The 21,310-nt window shown below is 50.5% G+C and carries 20 protein-coding genes; 5 read left to right on the top strand and 15 right to left on the bottom strand.

All coding sequences use genetic code 11. The features are described 5' to 3' along the window. Nucleotides 1-22 precede the first annotated feature (22 nt). Nucleotides 23-832 carry a M15 family metallopeptidase domain-containing protein gene (locus tag HRH59_RS17450; protein WP_173502553.1) on the bottom strand — a complete coding sequence of 270 codons (810 nt, stop codon included), beginning with the start codon at nt 830-832 and terminating at the stop codon, nt 23-25. A 164-nt stretch (nt 833-996) separates the two neighbouring features. Next, complete coding sequence (gene purL / locus HRH59_RS17445; protein WP_173502552.1) at nt 997-4,890, bottom strand: phosphoribosylformylglycinamidine synthase; 3,894 nt, start codon at nt 4,888-4,890, stop codon at nt 997-999. Nucleotides 4,891-5,043: 153 nt separating this feature from the next. On the opposite strand from purL, the gene mltF reads away from it, so the two are divergent. Further along, on the top strand, nt 5,044-6,486 hold the full coding sequence (mltF, locus tag HRH59_RS17440) for a membrane-bound lytic murein transglycosylase MltF (protein WP_173502551.1): 1,443 nt from the start codon (nt 5,044-5,046) through the stop codon (nt 6,484-6,486). 55 nt (nt 6,487-6,541) lie between these two features. Continuing rightward, nucleotides 6,542-6,703 carry a hypothetical protein gene (locus HRH59_RS17435; RefSeq protein WP_173502550.1) on the top strand — a complete coding sequence of 54 codons (162 nt, stop codon included), beginning with the start codon at nt 6,542-6,544 and terminating at the stop codon, nt 6,701-6,703. Here HRH59_RS17435 and tadA read toward each other — a convergent pair. Next, nucleotides 6,678-7,163: a tRNA adenosine(34) deaminase TadA gene (tadA, locus tag HRH59_RS17430; RefSeq protein WP_173502549.1), complete on the bottom strand. Its 486-nt coding sequence runs from the start codon at nt 7,161-7,163 to the stop codon at nt 6,678-6,680. The two genes, HRH59_RS17435 and tadA, sit on opposite strands and share 26 nt — an antisense overlap. 212 nt (nt 7,164-7,375) lie before the next feature. Between tadA and HRH59_RS17425 the strand changes: the two genes are divergently transcribed. From HRH59_RS17425 to HRH59_RS17415, 3 genes are all read left to right on the top strand, one after another. Further along, the gene (locus tag HRH59_RS17425; RefSeq protein WP_173502548.1) at nt 7,376-7,588 is read left to right on the top strand and encodes a hypothetical protein; all 213 of its coding nucleotides are present in this window, start codon (nt 7,376-7,378) and stop codon (nt 7,586-7,588) included. 84 nt (nt 7,589-7,672) lie between these two features. Continuing rightward, the gene (locus HRH59_RS17420; protein ID WP_173502547.1) at nt 7,673-8,113 is read left to right on the top strand and encodes a transcriptional repressor; all 441 of its coding nucleotides are present in this window, start codon (nt 7,673-7,675) and stop codon (nt 8,111-8,113) included. A gap of 100 nt (nt 8,114-8,213) precedes the next feature. Further along, a complete protein-coding gene (locus tag HRH59_RS17415) occupies nt 8,214-8,678 on the top strand; it encodes a chemotaxis protein CheX (RefSeq protein ID WP_027672328.1) in 465 nt (154 codons plus the stop codon). Nucleotides 8,679-8,731: 53 nt separating this feature from the next. Here the strand turns inward: HRH59_RS17415 and alr are convergent, their stop codons facing one another. The 12 genes from alr to HRH59_RS17355 form a co-directional block, all read right to left on the bottom strand. Then, nucleotides 8,732-9,811, bottom strand: a complete 1,080-nt coding sequence (gene alr, locus HRH59_RS17410) for an alanine racemase (protein ID WP_173502546.1) — start codon at nt 9,809-9,811, stop codon at nt 8,732-8,734. Then, nucleotides 9,811-11,193 carry a replicative DNA helicase gene (gene dnaB / locus HRH59_RS17405; protein WP_173502545.1) on the bottom strand — a complete coding sequence of 461 codons (1,383 nt, stop codon included), beginning with the start codon at nt 11,191-11,193 and terminating at the stop codon, nt 9,811-9,813. The genes alr and dnaB overlap by 1 nt, the downstream gene beginning before the upstream one ends. Before the next feature lie 168 nt (nt 11,194-11,361). Then, nucleotides 11,362-11,814 carry a 50S ribosomal protein L9 gene (gene rplI, locus HRH59_RS17400; RefSeq protein ID WP_173502544.1) on the bottom strand — a complete coding sequence of 151 codons (453 nt, stop codon included), beginning with the start codon at nt 11,812-11,814 and terminating at the stop codon, nt 11,362-11,364. 19 nt (nt 11,815-11,833) lie between these two features. Then, nucleotides 11,834-12,061 (bottom strand): 30S ribosomal protein S18, encoded by a 228-nt coding sequence (rpsR, locus tag HRH59_RS17395; protein ID WP_008218940.1) that lies wholly within the window; start codon nt 12,059-12,061, stop codon nt 11,834-11,836. Between the two features lie 11 nt (nt 12,062-12,072). Beyond that, the gene (gene priB, locus HRH59_RS17390) at nt 12,073-12,378 is read right to left on the bottom strand and encodes a primosomal replication protein N (protein WP_173502543.1); all 306 of its coding nucleotides are present in this window, start codon (nt 12,376-12,378) and stop codon (nt 12,073-12,075) included. A 10-nt stretch (nt 12,379-12,388) separates the two neighbouring features. Continuing rightward, on the bottom strand, nt 12,389-12,766 hold the full coding sequence (gene rpsF / locus HRH59_RS17385) for a 30S ribosomal protein S6 (RefSeq protein WP_173502542.1): 378 nt from the start codon (nt 12,764-12,766) through the stop codon (nt 12,389-12,391). A gap of 503 nt (nt 12,767-13,269) precedes the next feature. Further along, nucleotides 13,270-14,001 (bottom strand): 23S rRNA (guanosine(2251)-2'-O)-methyltransferase RlmB, encoded by a 732-nt coding sequence (gene rlmB, locus HRH59_RS17380; RefSeq protein ID WP_173502541.1) that lies wholly within the window; start codon nt 13,999-14,001, stop codon nt 13,270-13,272. 180 nt (nt 14,002-14,181) lie between these two features. After that, a complete protein-coding gene (gene rnr / locus HRH59_RS17375) occupies nt 14,182-16,524 on the bottom strand; it encodes a ribonuclease R (protein WP_173502540.1) in 2,343 nt (780 codons plus the stop codon). Between the two features lie 66 nt (nt 16,525-16,590). Further along, complete coding sequence (locus HRH59_RS17370) at nt 16,591-17,220, bottom strand: tetratricopeptide repeat protein (RefSeq protein WP_231702553.1); 630 nt, start codon at nt 17,218-17,220, stop codon at nt 16,591-16,593. Nucleotides 17,221-17,294: 74 nt separating this feature from the next. Further along, entirely contained in the window at nt 17,295-18,608 is a 1,314-nt protein-coding gene (locus HRH59_RS17365) for a S41 family peptidase (protein WP_173502539.1), read from the bottom strand. A gap of 95 nt (nt 18,609-18,703) precedes the next feature. Then, nucleotides 18,704-19,999: an adenylosuccinate synthase gene (locus tag HRH59_RS17360; protein WP_173502538.1), complete on the bottom strand. Its 1,296-nt coding sequence runs from the start codon at nt 19,997-19,999 to the stop codon at nt 18,704-18,706. 137 nt (nt 20,000-20,136) lie between these two features. Continuing rightward, nucleotides 20,137-21,294 (bottom strand): aminotransferase class V-fold PLP-dependent enzyme, encoded by a 1,158-nt coding sequence (locus HRH59_RS17355; protein WP_173502537.1) that lies wholly within the window; start codon nt 21,292-21,294, stop codon nt 20,137-20,139. Nucleotides 21,295-21,310 lie beyond the last annotated feature (16 nt).

Here is a 21,310-nt window from a genome sequence, read left to right as displayed (position 1 = left end):
CAAACTTAACTGTAATTTTCTGCTACAGGCGCGCAGCCTGCACATGCATCCAATCAAAATTGCGGCTGCGGCCTAAACTTACCCAGCCCTCGTCTTCCCAACACTGCCACCAGTAAGCATAATCCGGCCCGGCAAATGCCGCTTTGCTGCTGTTCCATTTCAGTTGATTGTGCTCAGGGTCAAAGTCAAAAGCAATGCCCCAACTGTGGGTAGATAAACTACTACCGCCGCGTTTGGCGCGCAGGTTAAAGCCACCACCGTATAAATCCAGCCGTAATTGTTGTACGGCATCGAAGCCGTAATACAGCACTACCTGCTCTAACACCTTTTGCAGGCTGGCAGCCACTTTTTTGTGACATTGGGTGCTGAGTACCGTTGTAGATAAATCCCATGCCAGCCGCAGCGGATAAGGCAAACTCAGCTTAACCAGCTGGCTGCCCGGTTCGCCATAAAATGCCCGCAGTTCAGCTTCTCTATCCAGCGGCCACTGATTCGGGTTGCCGGGGGTGGTAAAGCTGTCACGCCATGCCGGTGGCAATTTACCCTGTTGTTGCACAGCAGCTAACTGCTCAGCGGCGTAAGCGGTTTGCGGCCCCCACCAGCCGTCCGGCTCGCCCGGGTTCACTCCGGCCTGGCGGCAACACAGTTGCAGGCATAACACAGCCTGACGCTGTGAAGGCCAGCTTTGCCAGTGTAGCGCCGCCACAGCCGCGCCGTTTGTCTGCAGCCATTGTGTGCATGCCGCCAGCGTCTGAGTATTCAGCGCACCGTCAACATAGGCGTCGTTAAGCTGCAGTGCTTGTTGTAAAGTAATAACCGCGGATTTTTGCATAGCCACCTCAGTGACCGGGAAGACAGTAAGCTAAAATGTTACTAAGTGTAGCTGCTGCAATGCGGCGTTGCCGCAATTTAATACAGCTTAAAAACAGCCGGATACGAATTAACCCTGCGGAAAAAACTAACCCTGCCGTAGCAGGGTTAGTCAGTTGTGGTGGTTTAACCTAACCAGACACGGGCATTGCGGAACATCCGCATCCACGGGCTGTCTTCCTGCCAGCCATCCGGCTGCCAGGAGTTAGCCACAGCGCGGAATACCCGCTCCGGGTGCGGCATCATAATGGTTACCCGGCCATCGGTGGTGGTTAACGAGGTGATACCGGCGGCAGAGCCATTCGGGTTATGCGGATATTGCTCGGTCACCTTGCCGTAGTGGTCAATAAAACGCATCGCTACTGTGCCGCTATGGTTGGCTTTCATAAAGGCTTCGTTGCTGGCAAATTCAGCATGGCCTTCACCGTGCGATACGGCGATAGGCATGCGTGAGCCAGCCATACCGCTAAACAACAGCGACGGGCTTTGCTGAATTTCAACCTGGCTGAAACGGGCTTCAAAGCGCTCAGATTTGTTGCGGACAAAGTGTGGCCACAGCTCAGCGCCAGGGATCAGGCTCTTTAAGTTAGACATCATTTGACAGCCGTTACACACCCCCAGCGAGAAGGTGCTTTGGCGCGCAAAAAACTCAGCAAACTGCTGTCTGGCAATGTCGTTAAACAGCACAGATTTAGCCCAGCCTTCGCCGGCGCCCAGTACGTCACCGTAAGAGAAACCGCCACAAGCAACTAAGCCGTTAAAATCACTCAGCTTAGCGCGACCGGCTAAAATATCGCTCATATGTACGTCAACAGCAGTAAAGCCGGCACGGTTAAACGCCGCCGCCATCTCAACATGCGAGTTAACGCCCTGCTCGCGCAAAATAGCCACTTTAGGTGCGGCACCTTTAAGGATAAACGGCGCGGCAACATCTTCGTTGATATCAAAGCTGAGTTTTACATTCAGACCAGGATCGGCGGCATCGGCTTTAGCGGCAAACTCCTGTTTAGCCCCCTCCGGGTTATCCCGCAGCGCCTGCATTTGGTAAGTTGTTTCCGCCCAGATACAACGTAAACGAGTGCGGCTGTCGCTTAACACCAGCTTATCGCCACGGCTGAATACCAACTCGTCTGCAGTGCTTACGCTACCGATAACATGGCTGCAAGTGGCCAATTGATACTGTGCCAGCACTTGCTTGACGTACTCAAGTTCGCTGTTGCTTACCTGGATCACCGCGCCCGGCTCTTCGCTGTAAAGTACCGCCATATCATCTGCGCCCAGGGCACTGATGTCGGCACGCACTCCGGCTTTACCGGCAAAGGCCATTTCGGCCAGGGTAACAAATAAACCACCGTCTGAGCGGTCATGATAGGCCAGCAGTTTTTGTTCACGCGTTAACTGTTGCAGCGCATTAAAGAAGTTAATCAGCAGTTCAGGGCTGTCTAAATCGACCGGCGTTTGGCCCAGTTGCTTATAAACCTGAGCTAAACAGGACGCACCCAAACGGTTCTGGCCCTGGCCTAAGTCGATTAACAACAGGCTGGTGTCGCCTTTATCGGTGCGCAACTGTGGCGTGACCGTTTTGCGGATATCTTCTACCCGGGCAAAAGCGGTGATCACCAACGACAACGGCGAGGTAACGGCATGTTCAGCGCCGTTTTGCTGCCACTTGGTTTTCATCGACATCGAGTCTTTACCCACCGGAATAGTCACTTCCAGTGCCGGGCACAGCTCTTCGCCTATGGCTTTCACCGCTGCATATAAACCGGCGTCTTCACCCGGATGACCGGCCGCGGCCATCCAGTTTGCCGATAACTTAACGCGTTTTAATTCACCAATATCAGTCGCAGCGATGTTAGTAATAGCTTCTGCCACCGCTAACCGGGCTGAGGCAGCAAAGTCGAGCAGTGCCACCGGCGTGCGTTCGCCCATTGCCATAGCTTCACCATGGTAAGTGTCGTAGCTGGCCGCAGTAACACCACAGTTAGCTACCGGTACCTGCCAGGGGCCAACCATCTGATCACGCGCTACCAAACCGGTAACACTGCGATCGCCAATGGTCACCAAAAAGGTTTTTTCTGCAATCGCCGGTAAACGCAGTAAACGCTCGGCGGCGTCTTTTACCGTTACGCCGGCTAAATCTAACGCTTTACCCGCGGTTTGCACGCTTTGTACATCGCGGTGCATTTTCGGCGCTTTACCCAGTAATACATTTAGCGGTAAATCTATTGGAGTGCTGCCAAAGTGGCTGTCGCTCAGGGTTAAATGCTGATCGCCGGTAGCTTCACCCACCACAGCAAAAGGGGCACGCTCACGCTTACAAATTTGCTCGAATACCGGCATTTTATCCGCCGGTATCGCCATCACATAACGCTCTTGTGACTCATTGCACCAAATTTGCAGCGGCGACATACCCGGTTCATCGTTCGGCACATTGCGCAGTTCAAACTTACCACCGACACCACCGTCGTTTACCAGCTCAGGGAAGGCATTAGATAAACCACCGGCGCCAACGTCGTGGATAAATACGATCGGATTGTCGTCACCCAATTGCCAGCAGCGGTCGATTACTTCCTGACAACGGCGTTCAATTTCCGGGTTCTCGCGCTGTACTGAAGCGAAGTCTAAATCTTCTGCTGATTGACCAGACGCCATAGAGGATGCCGCGCCGCCACCCAGGCCAATATTCATCGCCGGGCCGCCCAATACCACTAACTTCGCACCTACCGGCAAATCGCCTTTTTGTACGTGCTCGGCACGGATATTACCCAAACCACCGGCCAACATAATCGGCTTATGGTAACCGCGAACTTCGTCGCCGTTATGACTAGGCACTTTTTCTTCATAGGTACGGAAATAACCGTTAATTGCCGGCCGGCCAAATTCATTGTTAAAGGCCGCGCCGCCCAGCGGGCCTTCAAGCATAATATCCAGCGCCGATACGATACGATCCGGCTTACCAAAATCGGTTTCCCACGGCTGTTCAAAACCCGGAATACGTAAATTAGACACCGAAAAACCAACTAAACCGGCTTTAGGTTTAGAGCCAACACCGGTAGCACCTTCGTCGCGAATTTCACCGCCAGAGCCGGTTGCCGCGCCCGGGTAAGGTGAAATAGCGGTGGGGTGGTTATGGGTTTCTACCTTCATCAGTACATGAATAGGCTCATGGTGATACTGATACGTCAGGTTACCCGGCTGGGCAAAAAAGCGCCCGGCGGTAGAACCTTCCATTACCGCTGCGTTGTCTTTATAGGCTGACAACACATAATCCGGTGTTTGCTCAAAGGTGTTTTTAATCATCTTAAACAGCGATTTCGGCTGTTTAACACCATCGATAGTCCAGTCAGCATTAAAAATTTTGTGCCGGCAATGCTCAGAGTTTGCCTGGGCAAACATATACAGTTCGATGTCGTTTGGGTTACGCCCCAGCGCAGTAAAGTTATCAAACAGATAATCTATTTCATCATCGGCCAGCGCCAGGCCCATGTCGATATTGGCCGCAGCCAGCGCAGCACGGCCACCGTTTTTAATATCCACTGAGCTAAGCATTGCAGGCTCAGCTTTGGTAAATAAAGCCTGCGCTTGCGTTAACTCCGTAAACACCGCTTCCATCATGCGGTCATGCAGTAAGGCAGCAACCTGCTGCAGCTGTGCTGTGGTTAAGCTGGTGGCGGCTTCAATATAGTAGGTAATACCGCGCTCTAAACGCGACACCGGCGTTAAACCACAGTTACGGGCAATATCTGTCGCTTTAGATGACCAGGGCGAAATGGTGCCCGGCCGTGGCGTAACCAGAATTAACTGGCCGTGAGGCTCGTGGCTGGCGATAGCCGGACCATAAGTTAACAGTTTATCCAGCGTTTGCTGTTGTGCGTCAGTCAAGGCGCTGCTGACATCAGCAAAGTGCATAAACTCAGCATAAATACCGCTGATGGTTAAGCCACTTTGGGCGCATTGGTCGAGTAACTTTTGAATTCTGAATTCGGACAGTGCTGGCGCACCACGCAGGATCAACATAGGCTTTCTTTTCCCGTGGGTTGAACGACGATGGAACCTGAAACAGGCGCGCCATTATAAAGAAATTTCTGCCTAAGTGGTATGAGTAAACACTGACGTAACGACAGAAGTTTGCTATAACAGCGCAGATTAAGCAGTAACGGATGGATGCGGATGCAGAAAAGTTTGGCCTGGTTAGTGTTGTTGCTCTGCCTCGCAGGTTGTACACCCGAGCCAACACAAAGCCAGCTTTATGATATATATCAACGCGATAAAATAAAGGTTGGCATACTGCACGGCCCTACCAGCTATTATGTCGGCGTTGATGGCCCTACGGGTTTTGAGCTGGAGCTCAGCCAGGCGCTGGCAGATAAACTTGGCGTCGAATTAGCACTTTTTCCCAGTTATCACCTGGACGAGTTACTGCACAAACTGCAAAACGGCCAGGTTGACTACATTGCCGGCGGTTTAACGTTGACCGGACAGCGCCGCGGTATGTATCGTGCCTCCCCCGCTTACCGCTGGATCAACGAAGTGCTGGTATTTAAGCAAGGTAACAGTTGGCCACGCAGCCTGGACGAAGTAACCGACAGCATAGTCGTGGTAAAAGACAGCAGCCACGCCGAAACCCTGCAACAGCTTAGTGCAGAGCACCCCGGATTAGACTGGCAACAACACCCGACACTGGATGCCGACGAAATTCTGCAGCAGGTTATCGACGGTAATATTGCCTACACCATCACAGACTCAAATCAGTTGGCGCTGAACCGGCGCTTTTATCCCAATCTGAGCATTGCCTTTACTGTCAGGGATAATCTGCCGGTGAGTTGGCTGCTGGCCGATAACACTGATGACTCACTGTATGCGGTGTTAATAGAATTTTTCGGCACCATGTATCAAAGCGGCGAACTTATTGCGTTGGAAGATCGCTATTTTGGCCATGTGCAGCAATTCGATTATGTCGATACGCTGGCATATATTGAAGCCATAGAAACCGGTTTGCCGAAATTTAAACATTGGTTTGTACATTATGCCGGCGAACTGGACTGGCGTTTATTGGCGGCGCTGAGTTATCAGGAGTCGCACTGGAATCCTAAAGCCAAAAGCCCCACAGGAGTGCGCGGTCTGATGATGCTGACTCTGCCTACCGCGCAGCAAATGGGCGTTGCCAGCCGGCTTGACCCCGAGCAAAGTATCCGCGGCGGCAGCCGCTATCTGCACCGGTTAGTAACGCGCATACCAGAGCGTATTGGCATGCCGGACCGGCTCTGGTTTGCACTGGCGGCTTACAATGTGGGTTGGGGCCATGTTGAAGATGCACGTATTATTACCCAGCAGCAGGGCGCTGACCCGGATAAATGGCTCGACGTTAAACAGCGTCTGCCGTTATTGCGGCAAAAAAGCGTGTATCAAACTACCAAATACGGTTATGCCCGTGGTGATGAAGCCGTTAGTTACGTAGAAAACATCCGTCGCTACTATGACACCTTACTCTGGGTTGATGAACGCCAACAGGCTGAGCAACGCTTAGAGCAGCAAAAACAGCGGTTGTCTGAGCAACTGGGTACCGAAAACTTGCCGGACAATCCGCCAGCCGGCACACAGCCGGGTGCTTGAAAGTTTGTCACGACAAGCCCATAGTACAGGCATAGTTAACTGAGTAAGAGATGCTATGTTAAAACGTAAAAAACCGCGGCTAAGCAGCCTGCGCCGCCGGCTGGTTGATGTTGCAGCCAGCAGACGACGGATAAAACGCCATATCGCTGTGGCTAAATTGCATCAACGTCGCCGGCACTACCTGAGCTTTTTTAATCAGACAGACGAGCCTGTTTAGCCGCCTTTTGCTCCCTGCGCCGGCGCTGAAAAAACGCCGATAACTGGGTGGCACATTCTGTGGCTAACACGCCCTGCACTACCTCAAGCTGATGGTTAAACTGTGGCTGCTGCACAAGGTTTAATACCGAGCCTGCCGCGCCGGTTTTTATGTCTGTAGTACCAAACACCAGCCGCTTAATGCGGCTGTGTACCATTAACCCGGCGCACATACTGCAAGGTTCCAGTGTCACGTATAAGGTGCAATCCGGCAAACGGTAGTTACCCATGTTAGTTGCAGCGGCGCGTATTGCCTGCATTTCAGCATGTGCTGAAGGGTCATTCAGGCTAATCATCTGGTTCCAGCCTTCGCCAAGCACTTTATTGTCTTTCACCAGTAAGGCGCCTACCGGTACCTCGCCTTGCTGTTCTGCTTTGGCTGCTAACCTGATAGCCTGTCGCATCCAATCGTCATCAGTCATAACGGCTTACAATTAATTGCTGGAATAGCCGTTGAGTTTACCACTATATTCTGGTGAATTTAGCTAAACTTTTGTGCGTTTGTTGTTTTCGCCAATTAAGCGTGCAACTCAATATATTGATATATAAACATATTGTTAATTGGCATCTGATTTGCAAACCTGAGTTGCAGATAGCGTGGTCAAACTAATACAAAGAATAACAGGAGTACACAATGGGACCTTTTGAAATAGCAGCACTGGCCATTATCGGCGGTATAGGATTATCGGCCTTTAAGGTATACAACGATAATAAGGGCAAAGCGGGCAGCGCAGAATTAGAGCAACTCAAAGCTGAGCAGGAAAAACTGAAACAACGTATTGCCACGCTGGAAAGCATTGTCACCGATAAATCGTATCAGCTTAAAGATCAGATCAACCGTTTGTAACGGCTGTTGTTTTAGCTATCGCGACTGTGTGGCAGTTGGCGGCTGATATGTTACACTGCCGGTAACTGCTGACAGGAGCTGACAATGTCGACGGAAACTCTGGTTAACCGCGCCCGCGTTATTTGTGAAAATAACGGCGCCCGCTTTACATCAATACGCGAAAAAGTGTTTCGACTGCTGGCCAATCTTAATGGTGGTATCGGTGCTTATGAATTGCTGGAACAGTTAAAGCAAACTGAACCCGGCGCTAAGCCTGCCACGGTTTACCGTGCACTGGAGTTTCTTACCGAGCAAGGCTTTATTCATAAAATAGAGTCCAGCAATGCCTTTTTACTCTGTCATCATTTCGGCCAGCATCATCCGGCGCAGCTGTTGATCTGTGACCAATGTGGTAACGTAACCGAGTTACACTCAAGCTTACTGCAAGAAGAGTTCAACCGTCAGGCAGTAACACATGGTTTTGTTATTAAACATCAAACCATTGAAGCGCATGGCCTTTGTGCCAATTGTAAAGTCGCTGAATAAACCTTACTAAAAACAACGCTATGGCTTGTGCATTTACTAAAATATTTCTACTCTTAAGCAAGCTTTATCCTGTGTTTCGTTTTCTTTGATAGGCATTGACATGAATGTTGAATTTATAAACCCGTTTTTATCTTCGTTAGTAAATGTGCTCAGCACCATGGCCAATACCACTATTGTTCCGGGGCAACCCAGAATTAAAAAGGATGAAGTGGCCCGCGGCGACGTATCCGGCTTAATTGGTATGGTAAGCCCGCAAACCAAAGGCTCGTTTTCTATTACCTTTGAAGAGTCACTGGCGGTAGAAATTATGTTTCGTATGCTCGGTGAGCGGCCAAAAGGCATTACGGCCGACGTTACCGACATGGTCGGTGAAATCACCAATATGGTTACCGGCGGTGCCAAACGCGTGCTGGGCGAGAAAGGCTACGACTTCACCATGGCCACCCCGGTAGTGGTATCCGGTAAAAACCATACTATTTCGCATAAATCTGAAGGCGCTAAGATTTTAATGCCGTTTGATTCGGATTTTGGCAAGGTGCATATCGAAGTCAGCTTTGATAAGTAGCGACGATTTTTTCAGAAAACGCCGGCTGATGCCGGCTTTTTTGTTTATTGTGGTTAACTAATATAGCTAAACTGCACGCGGCTGGTGATATTGCATAGCAGCTCGTAAGGAATGGTGTCAACCCGCCGGGCCAGTTCTTCTACCGGTAAATCAGCGCCCCAAAGGATCACCTTATCGCCAACAACAACAGGGGCAGTACCAATATCTACCGTAATCATATCCATTGATACCCGCCCAACAATAGGATGCCGTTTGCCGTTAATTAGCACATCGGCGTTGTTTCCTGCGCCACGCGGGTAGCCGTCGCCATAACCCATGGCTACAACGGCTAAACGTGTGTTGTGTGCGGCTATCCAGCTACCACCGTACCCAACAGCATCACCTGCGCTAACGTCACGCACCGCAATAACGCTACTGCAAAGTGTCATGACCGGTTGCAGTTGATGATCGGCACCGTATAGCTCAGCCATAGGTGATACACCGTACAACATTAGCCCCGGCCGTACCCAGTCAGCATGGCTTTGCGGCCAATTTAGCACAGCACCTGAGTTTGCCAGCGATAACTCGCCAGGCGCACCTTGCAAGGTCTGTTGAAACAGCTGTAGCTGTTTTAGTGTGGCCGGGTTTTGCAGTTCATCTGAGCTGGCAAAATGCGTCATCAGCCGCATTGGCCCTTGTACATTCGGGCTTTGCTGTAAACGCTGATGTAGCCCGGCAAATTCATGCGGATAAATACCCAGCCGGTGCATACCAGAATCAATTTTTAGCCACACCCTTACTGGTGCATCCAAAACTGCCGCCAACAACGCTTCAGCCTGCTCGCGATGGTGGATAACCAGCTGCAGGTTAGACGCCACCACCTGCTGTAATTCATCGGCGTGAAAAAAGCCTTCCAGCAACACTATAGGCTTGGTTATACCGCCTGCCCGCAATGCTAAAGCTTCATCAATGCGAGCCACGCCTAATGCATCAGCATGCTTTAAGGCTTGCGCTACGGCCAGCATACCGTGGCCATAGGCGTTAGCTTTGAGCACCGCCAACACTTTACTGTCGGGTGCCAGCTGCTTTACCTGCTGATAATTATGGCTTAAGGCATTAAGATCAATAATGGCCTGTGGCCGTCGGCTGTGCATTAATCTTCCTCGAACCGCGCACTACCGGCGTAGTTATCAAAGCGCGAATAACGGCCGTGGAAGGTTAGCCGCACGCGGCCAATCGGGCCATTCCGCTGCTTACCAATGATGACCTCAGCCGTGCCTTTATCCGGGCTATCGTCGTTGTACACTTCGTCGCGGTAGATAAACATAATTAAGTCAGCATCCTGCTCGATAGAACCGGACTCCCGTAAGTCAGAATTCACCGGCCGTTTATCGGCGCGTTGCTCCAATGAACGGTTCAGCTGCGACAGCGCCACTACCGGCACTTTCAGCTCTTTTGCTAAAGCTTTTAACGAGCGGGAAATTTCGGCAATTTCCAGCGTACGGTTTTCACTCATGCCAGGCACGGTCATTAACTGCAGGTAGTCGACCATGATCATACTTAAGCCGCCATGTTCACGCGCCACACGCCGCGCCCGTGAGCGTACTTCCGTAGGCGTTAAGCCGGAGCCGTCATCAATATACATTTTGCCTTTGGTGTTCAGAAGCTCAATAGCCGAGGATAACCGCGCCCAGTCTTCATCTTCCAACTGGCCGGTACGTACCTTGGTTTGGTCAATGCGGCCTAAGGAGGCCAGCATACGCATCATAATTTGTTCTGACGGCATCTCTAAGCTGAAAATCAGTACCGGCTTATCTGAGGTGATGGCGGCATGTTCACACAGGTTCATAGCAAAGGTGGTTTTACCCATCGATGGCCGGGCTGCGACGATAATTAAATCTGACGGCTGCATGCCGTTGGTCATTTTGTCTAAATCGACATAACCGGTTGATACACCGGTAACACCGTCATACGGCGAGCGAAACAGCTCATCAATTTTCTCAATGGTTTTGGCCAGAATACTATTGATTGGCTCGGGGCCTTCATTGGCGTTAGTGCGCTGTTCGGCAATTTTAAAGACTTTGGTCTCGGCAAAGTCCAGCAGTTCGGCCGAGGTACGGCCCTGGGTGTCGTAACCGGCGTCGGCAATGTCGTGTGCCACAGAAATCATGTCGCGCACAACGGCACGCTCACGCACGATTTCGGCATAGGCCAGAATGTTGGCCGCACTGGGGGTGTTCTTGGCAATTTCGCCCAAATAGGCAAAACCGCCAACATCATCCAGCTGCAGGTTGGCTTCTAAATCTTCGGATACGGTAATGATATCTATCGGCTGGGTAGCCTCAGCCAAACGTGACATAGCCGCGAAAATAAACCGGTGCGCGCGCAGGTAAAAATCCTGCTCGACCACTTTTTCTGCCACCCGATCCCAGGCTTCATTGTCCAGCATTAAGCCGCCAAGAACCGACTGCTCAGCTTCTATTGAATGGGGCGGCATTTTAACCGCTGCAACCTGCTTGTCTTTAATACTACTCATAACACCTGTTTCAGTTGGCGAAAACAGCATAATGCTAACCCGCCTACGGCAGATCACAAAGCGAAGTGTCAGATATTTTTTAGTAGTTTAACGAAACGGAGCGGGTAAACATCAGCGGGGAAAACGAAGGGAAAAGCGCACTGCAGATACAGTGCGCTTTAAAGCTTATTAAGCTTCTGCGATTACGACAACTTTTACAGTTGCAGTAACTTCAGCGTGTAACTGAACGTCGATTTCGAACTCGCCAGTTTCACGTAAAGTACCTGTAGGCAGTTTAACTTCTGCTTTAGATACTTTAACGCCGGCTTCAGTGATCGCATCAGCGATATCACGGGTGCCAACTGAACCGAACAGTTTGCCTTCGTCACCGGCTTTAGAAGCGATAGTCACTTCACCCAGCGCAGCAATTTTAGCAGCACGGTCGTTTGCAGCAGTTAAATCAGCAGCTAATTTAGCTTCTAATTCAGCGCGACGGGCTTCGAATTTCTCGATGTTAGCCTTGGTAGCCGGAACTGCTTTACCCTGTGGGAATAAGAAGTTACGTGCATAGCCAGACTTAACAGCTACATTGTCACCTAAACCACCAAGGTTAGCGACTTTGTCTAACAGAATAATTTGCATTACTTATACCCCTTCTGTATTAACTGTGTGAGTCGCTGTACGGTAACAGAGCCAGGTAGCGTGCGCGCTTGATAGCACGAGCCAGTTGGCGCTGATACTTAGCGCTGGTACCAGTAATACGGCTAGGTACGATCTTGCCGCTTTCTGTAACGTAGTTTTTCAGAACAGCGGTATCTTTGTAATCAATCTCTACAGTGCCTTCTGCAGAAAAACGGCAGAATTTACGGCGACGGAAAAAACGTGACATTTGCCTGTCTCCTAACTTATATGTTCAATTTGTTGCGCATGCAGCACCAGCTTTGCTTGTCCGCTGCGGCTTTGGTGGCGGTTTAAAAAACCTGTCACCTTTACCATGTTGCCCAACGTTAACTGTCGGGTATGCTGTGTTAGTGCGGCTCCGGTCAGTACTACCTGGATCCTGACATAAGCCTGGCGGTTTAAACCGGCCTCTGTCTGGTTACTGCGGTGTTCTAACACCAGAACCGTATGCGGGATGCCCGCAGGACTTTCGCTGTGCTCCGGTTGACGGCAGATACTGCCAACCAGTACGGTGCTATTGTCCATTAACAACAACTTACTCTTCGTTTGCTACTTGCTCTTCATTTTCGCGAGGAGCACGTTCACGACGTTCATCACGTACTTTAGCCATTGGTGATGGCTCAACTACGGCACTGTCTGTGCGCATAATCAGGTTACGTAATACTGCGTCGTTGTAGCGGAAGTTAGTTTCCAGCTCATCAATCACAGTTTGTGGTGCTTCTACGTTCATCAGAACATAGTGAGCTTTATGCAACTTCTGGATTGGGTAAGCCAGTTGACGACGACCCCAATCTTCCAGACGGTGAATAGAACCACCCGCTTCTTTGATTGCGCCAGTGTAACGCTCAATCATGCCAGGTACTTGTTCACTCTGATCAGGGTGAACCATAAAAACGATTTCGTAATGACGCATTGTAGCTCCTTACGGTTAGTAAGCCTCGGGGGAACTCGGCCGGGGTTCTCATGGAGGCAAGGAACGTTAGTGTATGGCCGAAGGTCGCGTATTTTACGGACTCGGCGGGTAAATAACAAGCAGAAAGCTACAAAGTAGTTTGATTAAATAGACATAGCAGGTAAAAGTGAGTGATAGCTTGCCGGTTGCAACTCCGCTTATGCTCGCCACAACGGAATTTCGGGCAATCCTGCCCTCAATCTGGCGGGCCAGCTAACGCTGACCAAATTCGTTCCTGACGAATTTGTTACCCGCCTTCGCTAGCGCGAAAAGGGTTTGTGGCTGTGCTAACCGGTTTGCAACCTAACTTAAGAGGCACCGCTAAAGATACAGCAAGGCCAGCTATTTCGCTGTGCTCGCCACAGCAACTCGTTCGCTGCTTACGCGCTCACTCAGACACTCTGTGGCTGCGCAATCGAAACACCTAGCCTTTGCTATCGCCCAAAAGCAATCGGGCGTGAAGTTTACTGGCGCTGGCGTACCGCTTCGAACAAGCAAATACCCGCGGCTACCGATACATTAAGGCTGGATACGCTGCCAAACATCGGGATTTTTACCAGACTGTCGCAGGTTTCGCGGGTTAAGCGGCGCAGGCCTTCACCTTCAGCACCCAGCACTATCGCCAACGGGCCTTTAAAATCAGCCTGGTAAATCGTCGTTTCCGTTTCACCGGCAGTACCCACCACCCACACACCGGCATCCTGCAATTCGCGCAAGGTACGGGCTAAGTTGGTTATGGTAATAAAAGGCACGCTCTCTGCTGCGCCACAGGCCACTTTACGCACTACTGAGGTAAGCTTTACTGAACGATCTTTTGGCGATACCACCGCATGCACACCGGCAGCATCGGCACTGCGTAAAATAGCGCCCAGGTTATGCGGATCAGTTACGCCATCAAGGATCAGAAGAAACGGTTTTTCATGCTGCGCAACAATAGCGGCTAAATCGGCTTCGCTGCCGCTGCTTTGCAACCGGGCTTTAGCAATAATGCCCTGATGCTGGCCGCCGACCATATCGTCCAGGGTTTTGCGGTTACAAAACTGCACTGATACGCCGTTTTGCCGTGCTTCCTGAATTAACGGCTGCATCCGCTTGTCGTCGCGATCTTTCATCACGAACAATTCCAGCACATCCTGCGGTGCACGTTGCAGTAATGCGCCTACCGCATGAATACCAAAGACCAGATCTGCGTTCATTGTTAACCCTTAATGCCGACACGTAAAAAAGGCCGGCAGTTTACCTTAGATTCCGAAATTAGCGAACCAGTATGCTCTAAGCCAACCGTTGAAGGCATGGATGCCTGAGTCGAGCCTATAGGGACATATTCACGGCGTGTTGGCGTGGGCATACTGGTTCGTTAGTGCTTAAACCAATCGTTACTTAGCCTTACGCCGTGGCTTTTTACGCGCAGTAATATTACGCGCGCCTTTAGGCTTGGCTTCGCCTGCTTTGGCCGGTGCGCTTGCTGCTTTACCGGTCGCACGTTTACCGCCTTTGGCAGCACCTTGCTTGGACGCTTTAATTTGCTCTTTGCTAACAATCCGTCTTGGCTCGCCGACCAACACTAAATCAATTTTACGCGCTTCCAGGTTAACCGCAGCCACCTTCACTTTAAGTAAATCACCCATACGATAAGTGACTTTGCCATGCTCGCCGCTTAAGGTATGACGCTCGGCGTCAAAGTGGTAATAGTCGTTTTGCAACGAGGTGACATGCACCAGGCCTTCAATATACAACTCGGTTAAGCGCACAAACAGGCCAAAGCTGGTAACAGTAGACACTACGCCATCAAACTCAGCACCTAAGTGGTCCTGCATATACTCGCATTTAAGCCAGTCGGCGACTTCGCGGGTGGCATCATCGGCGCGGCGTTCAGTCATTGAGCACTGCTCGCCCAGTGGCGTAATTTCCGCTTCGGTGTATTCGCGCGCGCCTGTGACTTTCTGGCCTTGCTTGGCCAGTAAGGCTTTAATGCCACGGTGCAATACTAAGTCCGGGTAACGGCGGATTGGCGAGGTAAAGTGGGCATAAGCTTCCAGTGCCAAACCAAAGTGGCCCTGGTTATCGCCCTGATATACCGCCTGCTTCATCGAGCGCAGCATAGTGGTTTCAATTAGCTCGCGATCCGGTCGGTCGCCGATTTTTTCCAGCGTTTGCGTAAGCTCCAGCGGGGTTGGCTCAGCCGATAAATTCGCGTCGATACCCAACTCAGCTAAAAATCGGCGGAAGTTATCAAAACGGTCGGCATCGGGGCGCTCGTGCACACGAAACAGCGTATGGGCTTCGTGCTTTTCAATAAAGCGTGCCGCCGCCACGTTGGCCATGATCATGCATTCTTCAATGATCTTATGCGACTCTACGCGGTGCACCGGTACAATTTGCTCAATTTTACGGTGGCTGTTAAACACAAAACGGGTTTCTACCGTTTCAAATTCAATAGCACCGCGTTGGCCGCGCACTTTAGCCAGCTTTTTATACAGGCTGTTCAGGGTTTCAATATTGGTTAAATTCGCTGCGTATTGTGCGCGTAATTCCGGGTCGCCCTGCAGTATCTTATGCACCTTGTTATAGGTTAAACGCGCACTGGAGTGCATTACCGCTTCGTAAAACTGGTAGCTGTCCAGCTTACCGCTGGCGCTGATATGCATATCAGCAACCAAACACAACCGGTCGGTATGCGGGTTAAGTGAACACAGGCCGTTCGATAACGCTTCCGGCAGCATAGGTACTACATGGTCAGGGAAATACACCGAGTTACCGCGTTCAATAGCGGTGTTATCCAACACTGTATAAGGCAACACATAAGCGCTGACATCGGCAATCGCCACCCATAAGCGCCAGCCGCCATTGTCTTTGGCTTCAGCATATACCGCATCATCAAAGTCGCGTGCATCTTCACCATCAATGGTAATTAAACCCAATTGAGTTAAATCAACACGGCCTTGTTTAGCCTCTGCCGGCACTTCTTCGCCGTACTTGGCCACTTGTTTCAGCACGGCATCAGAGAACACATGCGGAATTTGATGGTTACGAATGGCTATTTCAATTTCCATACCCGGCGCCATATGCTCGCCCAGTACTTCAGTTACTTTGCCAATGCCGTTAACGCGCTTGGATGGGCGTTGGGTTATCTCCACCAGCACCACCTGACCGTGCCGGGCTTCGCCCTGCGCACCGTCGGGAATGACAATATCCTGGGTAATGCGCGGGTCGTCCGGTACCACTACACCTAAGGCGAAATCTTTGTAATAGCGGCCGACTATCGGCTCGCTGCGCGGCTCTAACACGCGCACCACGCGGGCTTCAATTTTATCTTTGCTGTTTACGCTTTGTGCTGTTGCCAGCACGATGTCGCCATGCAACAAGCGCTGCATTTCAAAATTGGGGATAAACCAGTCCGGCCCGCCCTGCTCCAGCTTTAAAAAGCCGAAACCTTCGCGATGGCCCAATACCGTACCTTTTACCAGGTCCATATTATCGACCAGGCCGTAGCGACGGTTTTTGGTATAGATTAACTGGCCATCGCGCTCCATGGCGCGCAGGCGCTTTTTCAGCGCGAAAATGGCATCATCATCAGTTAAACCCAGCTCGGCAACTAATTCTTCAAAATAAGCGGGGCTCTGGCGTTTTTCGATGTGCTCGAGAATAAATTCACGGCTGGGGATAGGGTTGTCATATTTTTCCTGCTCACGCGCAAGATGCGGATCATTTACCGTCATTAAGTTATCTTTTGTTTCCTGAATTGTGTTAAGTGTAACAGCTAAACGGCCTTATGAGTATGAACTTCATTTTACCGGCTTTTTCGCATTGGCTACCACCCGTGGTGGCATCTTCTGCGCTAGCCGGCTAAGCAGTTGCTGTATTTGCTTGTGTGTAGCGCTATCGGCCGTAATGGCGTTATGCAGCCAGCGATAGCTTTGTTCAAAATCAACCGGGCTGCCGTGGCCATCAGCCAAAATTTGCGCCAGGCGTAATTGCGCTTTTAAATTACCCAATGCCGAAGCTTCACGTAAGTATACTATCGCCTTATCAATATCAGGCTGCACAAAGCGGCCAATATGATAATAGCGACCTACCTGCTCCAGTCCTTCCGGCAAGCCCTGGGCTGCGGCTTGCAACATTAAATCCCAGCCACGTTCAACGTTACGCGGCACACAGACCGCATAGGCCAGCATATCACCATACAAAAACTGATAAGCCGGTAATTGCATAATGTCGGCGCGGGCATCGATATCACGTACCAGCTGACAGTCGTCATCACGCACCCGTTTCAGGTGACTGTTGGCTTGGATTAATGCCAACAGTTCATCCTGGCTGTACAACTGCACTGCTTCCAGCTCCTGTGCCTGTACTTGTATCTGAGTGACCGCCGGCAACAGTAACCCTATCGCCAGCATCCAACATTTTTTACTCATTTTATGCGCCTGAAAATTGTCACTTTAAGCCTTATCGGCTGCTACCCGCTTTTTTAAAGCAAGTTTCGCGCCTGTTATTGCTCATTGTTTAACACCCAGGGGGCAGCCAGTCGCGGCTTAACGGCTTTAGTGTTAACTGCGGCGCTGCTTACTGCCACATCGCTGCAATTGCCGTTGGTTATGTAGTTAATGGCTTCGGCATATAACGGATCATCAGCTACGCCCCAGTCGCCGGTAATCACTTCAGTAACCGGACAGTTAGGTTGTAAGCCGTCAAAATATTCGCCCTGGTCCAGCGCATTTACCGTCTGGAAGTTAATAGCAAACAATACATAATCACCGATAATATCCGGCTGTTGGCCAACAGGTTTACCGCAGGTAGTGGCGCCGATTTGCACCACATCGACAAAAGGTGCCAGGGAATTAACCACCAATTCACTGGAAGAGCAACTGCCGGCAGTTGTCAGCACTAACACCCGCCCCAAATCTAATGCACTGTCAGCGGCGCCTAACGAAAACAGCGTTGTGGTATTTTTGCTGCTGTTTTTATCATTGTATTGATACTTAACAAATACTTCGCCCAGCACAGCATTAAGCGCAATTTGCGTACTCAGCTGATTCGCAACGCGGATTAAACCGCCACCGTTGTAGCGCACATCCAGCACCAGCTCATCAACGCCTTCGGCAACAAAATATGCAAATGCCTGTTCCAGCTCAGTTTCCGACAGCTCAATAAAGGTGTTGAACACCAAATAGCCTACGCGCTTATCACCCACAGTACTAACTGAGCGGTGTAATACGGTATTAGTACTGACTTCACTCTTACTGAAAGTGGCAACTTGTTCGGTGTTATCCGGCTTTTTCCAGACAAACTGGCGCATAACACCGGCTTCGTTGGGACCATACACATCATCATTGGTCGCGGTACCGGCATCCAGCCGGCTTAGCCATTCGGTGACGCTGATACCTTCAATTTCGATAATTTTATCACCGCGACGCAAACCGTTTTGCGCTGCTGAGCCATCGTCATACACATAGGCAATTTGCAAGGCAGTGTTATTGTCGGCTCTGACGCTGGAGAAGCCGTAACCGAAAAATGTGGCGTTTATAAAACGGTCTTCATATTCCTGGCGCGTTAAAATAAAGCTATAGCGGTCTTGCGGTGCTGCTACAGCATCTAACATTGCGCCGGGGGACGCATAACTGCCGGGATTGATATCAGCGGGTAGCTCGCTGTACCACAGATAATCTTGTTGCAGCGCACAAAACACCTGAGAATTAATATCAGCACGCTGGCAAGCCGCTGTCGCTGCCGGCGTAGCATCGCTGCCGCCTCCGCCACAGCCACTGAGGGTAAATAACGCGGTAATCAATATCAGTATACGCATAGCCATAACTCCGTCTGCTGCTGTTTTAGCCAGCATAAATCAAAAACGCTGCCTGGTGGCAGCGTTTTTTATCCTGTTATAGCTTTACGTCAGGATCAGGCAAACGGATGACGCAGAACTATCGTTTGTACGCGATCAGGTCCGGTAGAGATAATATCAACCGGTACACCGGTCAATTGCTCTAACCGCGTAATATAGTTACGCGCAGCTTGCGGTAACTTATCCAGCGACTGTACGCCAAAAGTGCTGTCCTGCCAGCCCGGCACTTCTTCATATACCGGCGTAACCAAATCAAAACCTTCTGCTGCCAATGGTGGCACTTCGCTGACGTTGCCGGCAGCGTCACGGTAACCGATACAGATTTTAATGCTGTCCAGGCCATCCAGAACATCCAGCTTGGTTAAGCAAAAACCGGAAATACTGTTTAACTGCACGGCACGTTTAACTGCAACAGCGTCAAACCAGCCACAGCGGCGTTTACGGCCGGTAGTAGCACCGAATTCATGGCCTTTAACACCTAAGTGTTCACCCACAGCACAACCCAGTTCGGTAGGGAACGGGCCCGAACCCACGCGGGTGGTATAAGCTTTAACAATACCTAACACATAGTCGAGATAACGCGGGCCAAAACCGGCACCGGTTGCTACGCCACCTGCAGTGGTATTGGACGAGGTAACATAAGGATAAGTACCGTGGTCAATATCCAGCAAGGTACCCTGAGCACCTTCGAACATAATTTCCTGGCCGGCTTTGCGGGCACGATCCAGTAAATCGGTAACATCTACTACCAGTGGCTTTAAAATTTCTGCAATCGCCAAGGCATTGTCCAACGTGGTTTGATAATCCACTGCCGGCACTTTGTAATACTGCGTCAGCGTAAAGTTATGCAATTCCATCACGGTTTTCAGCTTTTCAGCAAACAGCGCAGGATTGAATAAATCACCAACCCGCAAACCGCGGCGCGCTACTTTATCTTCATAAGCCGGGCCAATACCACGGCCTGTAGTACCAATAGGCTTGTCGCCACGCGCCAGTTCACGCGCTTTATCCAGCTCAACGTGAAACGGCAGGATCAACGGACAAGCTTCACTTAGCAGTAAACGCTCTTTTACCGGCACGCCACGCTGCTCCAGCATGGTCATTTCCTTTAAGAACGCTTCAGGAGATAACACTACACCGTTACCGATCACGCATTTTACGTTAGCACGTAAAATACCTGAGGGAATTAAATGTAATACGGTTTTTTCACCGTCAATAACCAAAGTATGCCCTGCGTTATGGCCGCCTTGATAGCGCACCACAAAACTGGCTTTATCTGTTAATAAATCGACGATTTTACCTTTACCTTCGTCACCCCATTGGGTGCCGAGCACTACTACGTTCTTGGCCATGGTTCCTACATCATGGAAAAAATCAGGCGTGGATTCTACCAAATAGCCAGCCAAGTTTCAGCCGTCCGGATGAAAAAAAGCCGCTTTTTTCACAGCGGCTTATTTAGTGGTTTTTAATCAACCAGTTAAACAATATATCAAGCTAAACAAGTTAGATCATATTCTGCGCTGTTGTGGTATAACGCAAAGCCAAAACGTAAACGGTCTGCCCGATAGTCTGTTTCGATACCGGCACGTTTCAAAAAAGCCGCCAGCTCTGCCACTTCTGCTGCATTGCCTGGTCGGAACGTCAGAAAGTGGCCATGGCAACTGAAGTCTTGCAGCAGCAGATTGCCGGCATGCAAGTCAGCATGTTGCACTGAGGCCAGCTTTTGCAAAAATACCTGCTGCAACTGCTGCACATACTGATGGATGCGTCCGACACTGATGCCTTGTTGTTTGAATAATCTCAGCACCGCATTTAAACGATATAAAGCAGAAAAATCCATGGTGGCACCGGCAAAGCGATAACCGTCTTCACTGTACAATACAGTAGCTGACTTCTCTGCCGCCAAAGTACCGAACTCAGCAAACCAGCCGGTGTACAGCGGCCGCTCTGTGCTGCCTAACGGCACTGCCATAAAGCAGCAGCCTTCACCACCCTGGGCATATTTATAACTGCCGGCCAGATAAAAAATGCGCTCAGCAATAGCCGATAAATCGGTTGGTAACGCCATAAAGCCATGATAGCCGTCGATTACGATCATCGCATCACTGACGGCAGCAATTTGTTGCACAAAACCGGTTAAATCACGAATTGCGACACCTGAATTAAAAAACACCTGGCTACAGAAAATCAGCTGATAATGATGTGCTGCCGCAGCGTCGGCAAAACGCTGTTCAAAACTGGCAAAAGGTTCGCTGGCAATAATATCCAGCTGAACATTATCGTACTCGGCCAAGCGTTTTACCTGGCGCGAAAAACTGTAAAACTCACTGTCGGTTGTCAAAATACGCAGCGGTTGGCGCAGGTCAAAGCAGCTGAGTAGGCGCATCACCAGCTCGTGAGTGTTCGGTGCAAACACAATTTGTTCCGGCTGTGGCAACTGTAAAATGTCTGCGATTAGCTGCTGAGTTTGCGGTACTTTTTCACCGAAAATATAGCGCCATTTGTCATCGACCAGGCGCGCGGTATCGTCCCAGTATTCCAACATGGCATCACGACTGACATCCGGCCAATAATGATGCGAGTGGCAGGCGAAATGCTGCTTGCCCTGATTAGCTTGCAAGAAACGCTGATAAAACTGCTGATACATGGCTCCCCCGTTCGGC

This window comes from Rheinheimera lutimaris, assembly GCF_013283795.1.
GTDB classification, from domain to species: Bacteria; Pseudomonadota; Gammaproteobacteria; order Enterobacterales; family Alteromonadaceae; genus Alishewanella; species Alishewanella lutimaris.
Note: the sequence above shows the minus strand (reverse complement) of the source record. Positions and strands in the feature narration are given on the sequence as shown.

Bases quoted from the DNA above. Each gene is read 5' to 3' on its own strand.
- HRH59_RS17450 (WP_173502553.1), bottom strand. From the start codon at position 832: ATGCAAAAATCCGCGGTTATTACTTTACAACAAGCACTGCAGCTTAAC.
- purL (WP_173502552.1), bottom strand. From the start codon at position 4,890: ATGTTGATCCTGCGTGGTGCGCCAGCACTGTCCGAATTCAGAATTCAA.
- mltF (WP_173502551.1), top strand. From the start codon at position 5,044: ATGCAGAAAAGTTTGGCCTGGTTAGTGTTGTTGCTCTGCCTCGCAGGT.
- HRH59_RS17435 (WP_173502550.1), top strand. From the start codon at position 6,542: ATGTTAAAACGTAAAAAACCGCGGCTAAGCAGCCTGCGCCGCCGGCTG.
- tadA (WP_173502549.1), bottom strand. From the start codon at position 7,163: ATGACTGATGACGATTGGATGCGACAGGCTATCAGGTTAGCAGCCAAA.
- HRH59_RS17425 (WP_173502548.1), top strand. From the start codon at position 7,376: ATGGGACCTTTTGAAATAGCAGCACTGGCCATTATCGGCGGTATAGGA.
- HRH59_RS17420 (WP_173502547.1), top strand. From the start codon at position 7,673: ATGTCGACGGAAACTCTGGTTAACCGCGCCCGCGTTATTTGTGAAAAT.
- HRH59_RS17415 (WP_027672328.1), top strand. From the start codon at position 8,214: ATGAATGTTGAATTTATAAACCCGTTTTTATCTTCGTTAGTAAATGTG.
- alr (WP_173502546.1), bottom strand. From the start codon at position 9,811: ATGCACAGCCGACGGCCACAGGCCATTATTGATCTTAATGCCTTAAGC.
- dnaB (WP_173502545.1), bottom strand. From the start codon at position 11,193: ATGAGTAGTATTAAAGACAAGCAGGTTGCAGCGGTTAAAATGCCGCCC.
- rplI (WP_173502544.1), bottom strand. From the start codon at position 11,814: ATGCAAATTATTCTGTTAGACAAAGTCGCTAACCTTGGTGGTTTAGGT.
- rpsR (WP_008218940.1), bottom strand. From the start codon at position 12,061: ATGTCACGTTTTTTCCGTCGCCGTAAATTCTGCCGTTTTTCTGCAGAA.
- priB (WP_173502543.1), bottom strand. From the start codon at position 12,378: ATGGACAATAGCACCGTACTGGTTGGCAGTATCTGCCGTCAACCGGAG.
- rpsF (WP_173502542.1), bottom strand. From the start codon at position 12,766: ATGCGTCATTACGAAATCGTTTTTATGGTTCACCCTGATCAGAGTGAA.
- rlmB (WP_173502541.1), bottom strand. From the start codon at position 14,001: ATGAACGCAGATCTGGTCTTTGGTATTCATGCGGTAGGCGCATTACTG.
- rnr (WP_173502540.1), bottom strand. From the start codon at position 16,524: ATGACGGTAAATGATCCGCATCTTGCGCGTGAGCAGGAAAAATATGAC.
- HRH59_RS17370 (WP_231702553.1), bottom strand. From the start codon at position 17,220: ATGAGTAAAAAATGTTGGATGCTGGCGATAGGGTTACTGTTGCCGGCG.
- HRH59_RS17365 (WP_173502539.1), bottom strand. From the start codon at position 18,608: ATGCGTATACTGATATTGATTACCGCGTTATTTACCCTCAGTGGCTGT.
- HRH59_RS17360 (WP_173502538.1), bottom strand. From the start codon at position 19,999: ATGGCCAAGAACGTAGTAGTGCTCGGCACCCAATGGGGTGACGAAGGT.
- HRH59_RS17355 (WP_173502537.1), bottom strand. From the start codon at position 21,294: ATGTATCAGCAGTTTTATCAGCGTTTCTTGCAAGCTAATCAGGGCAAG.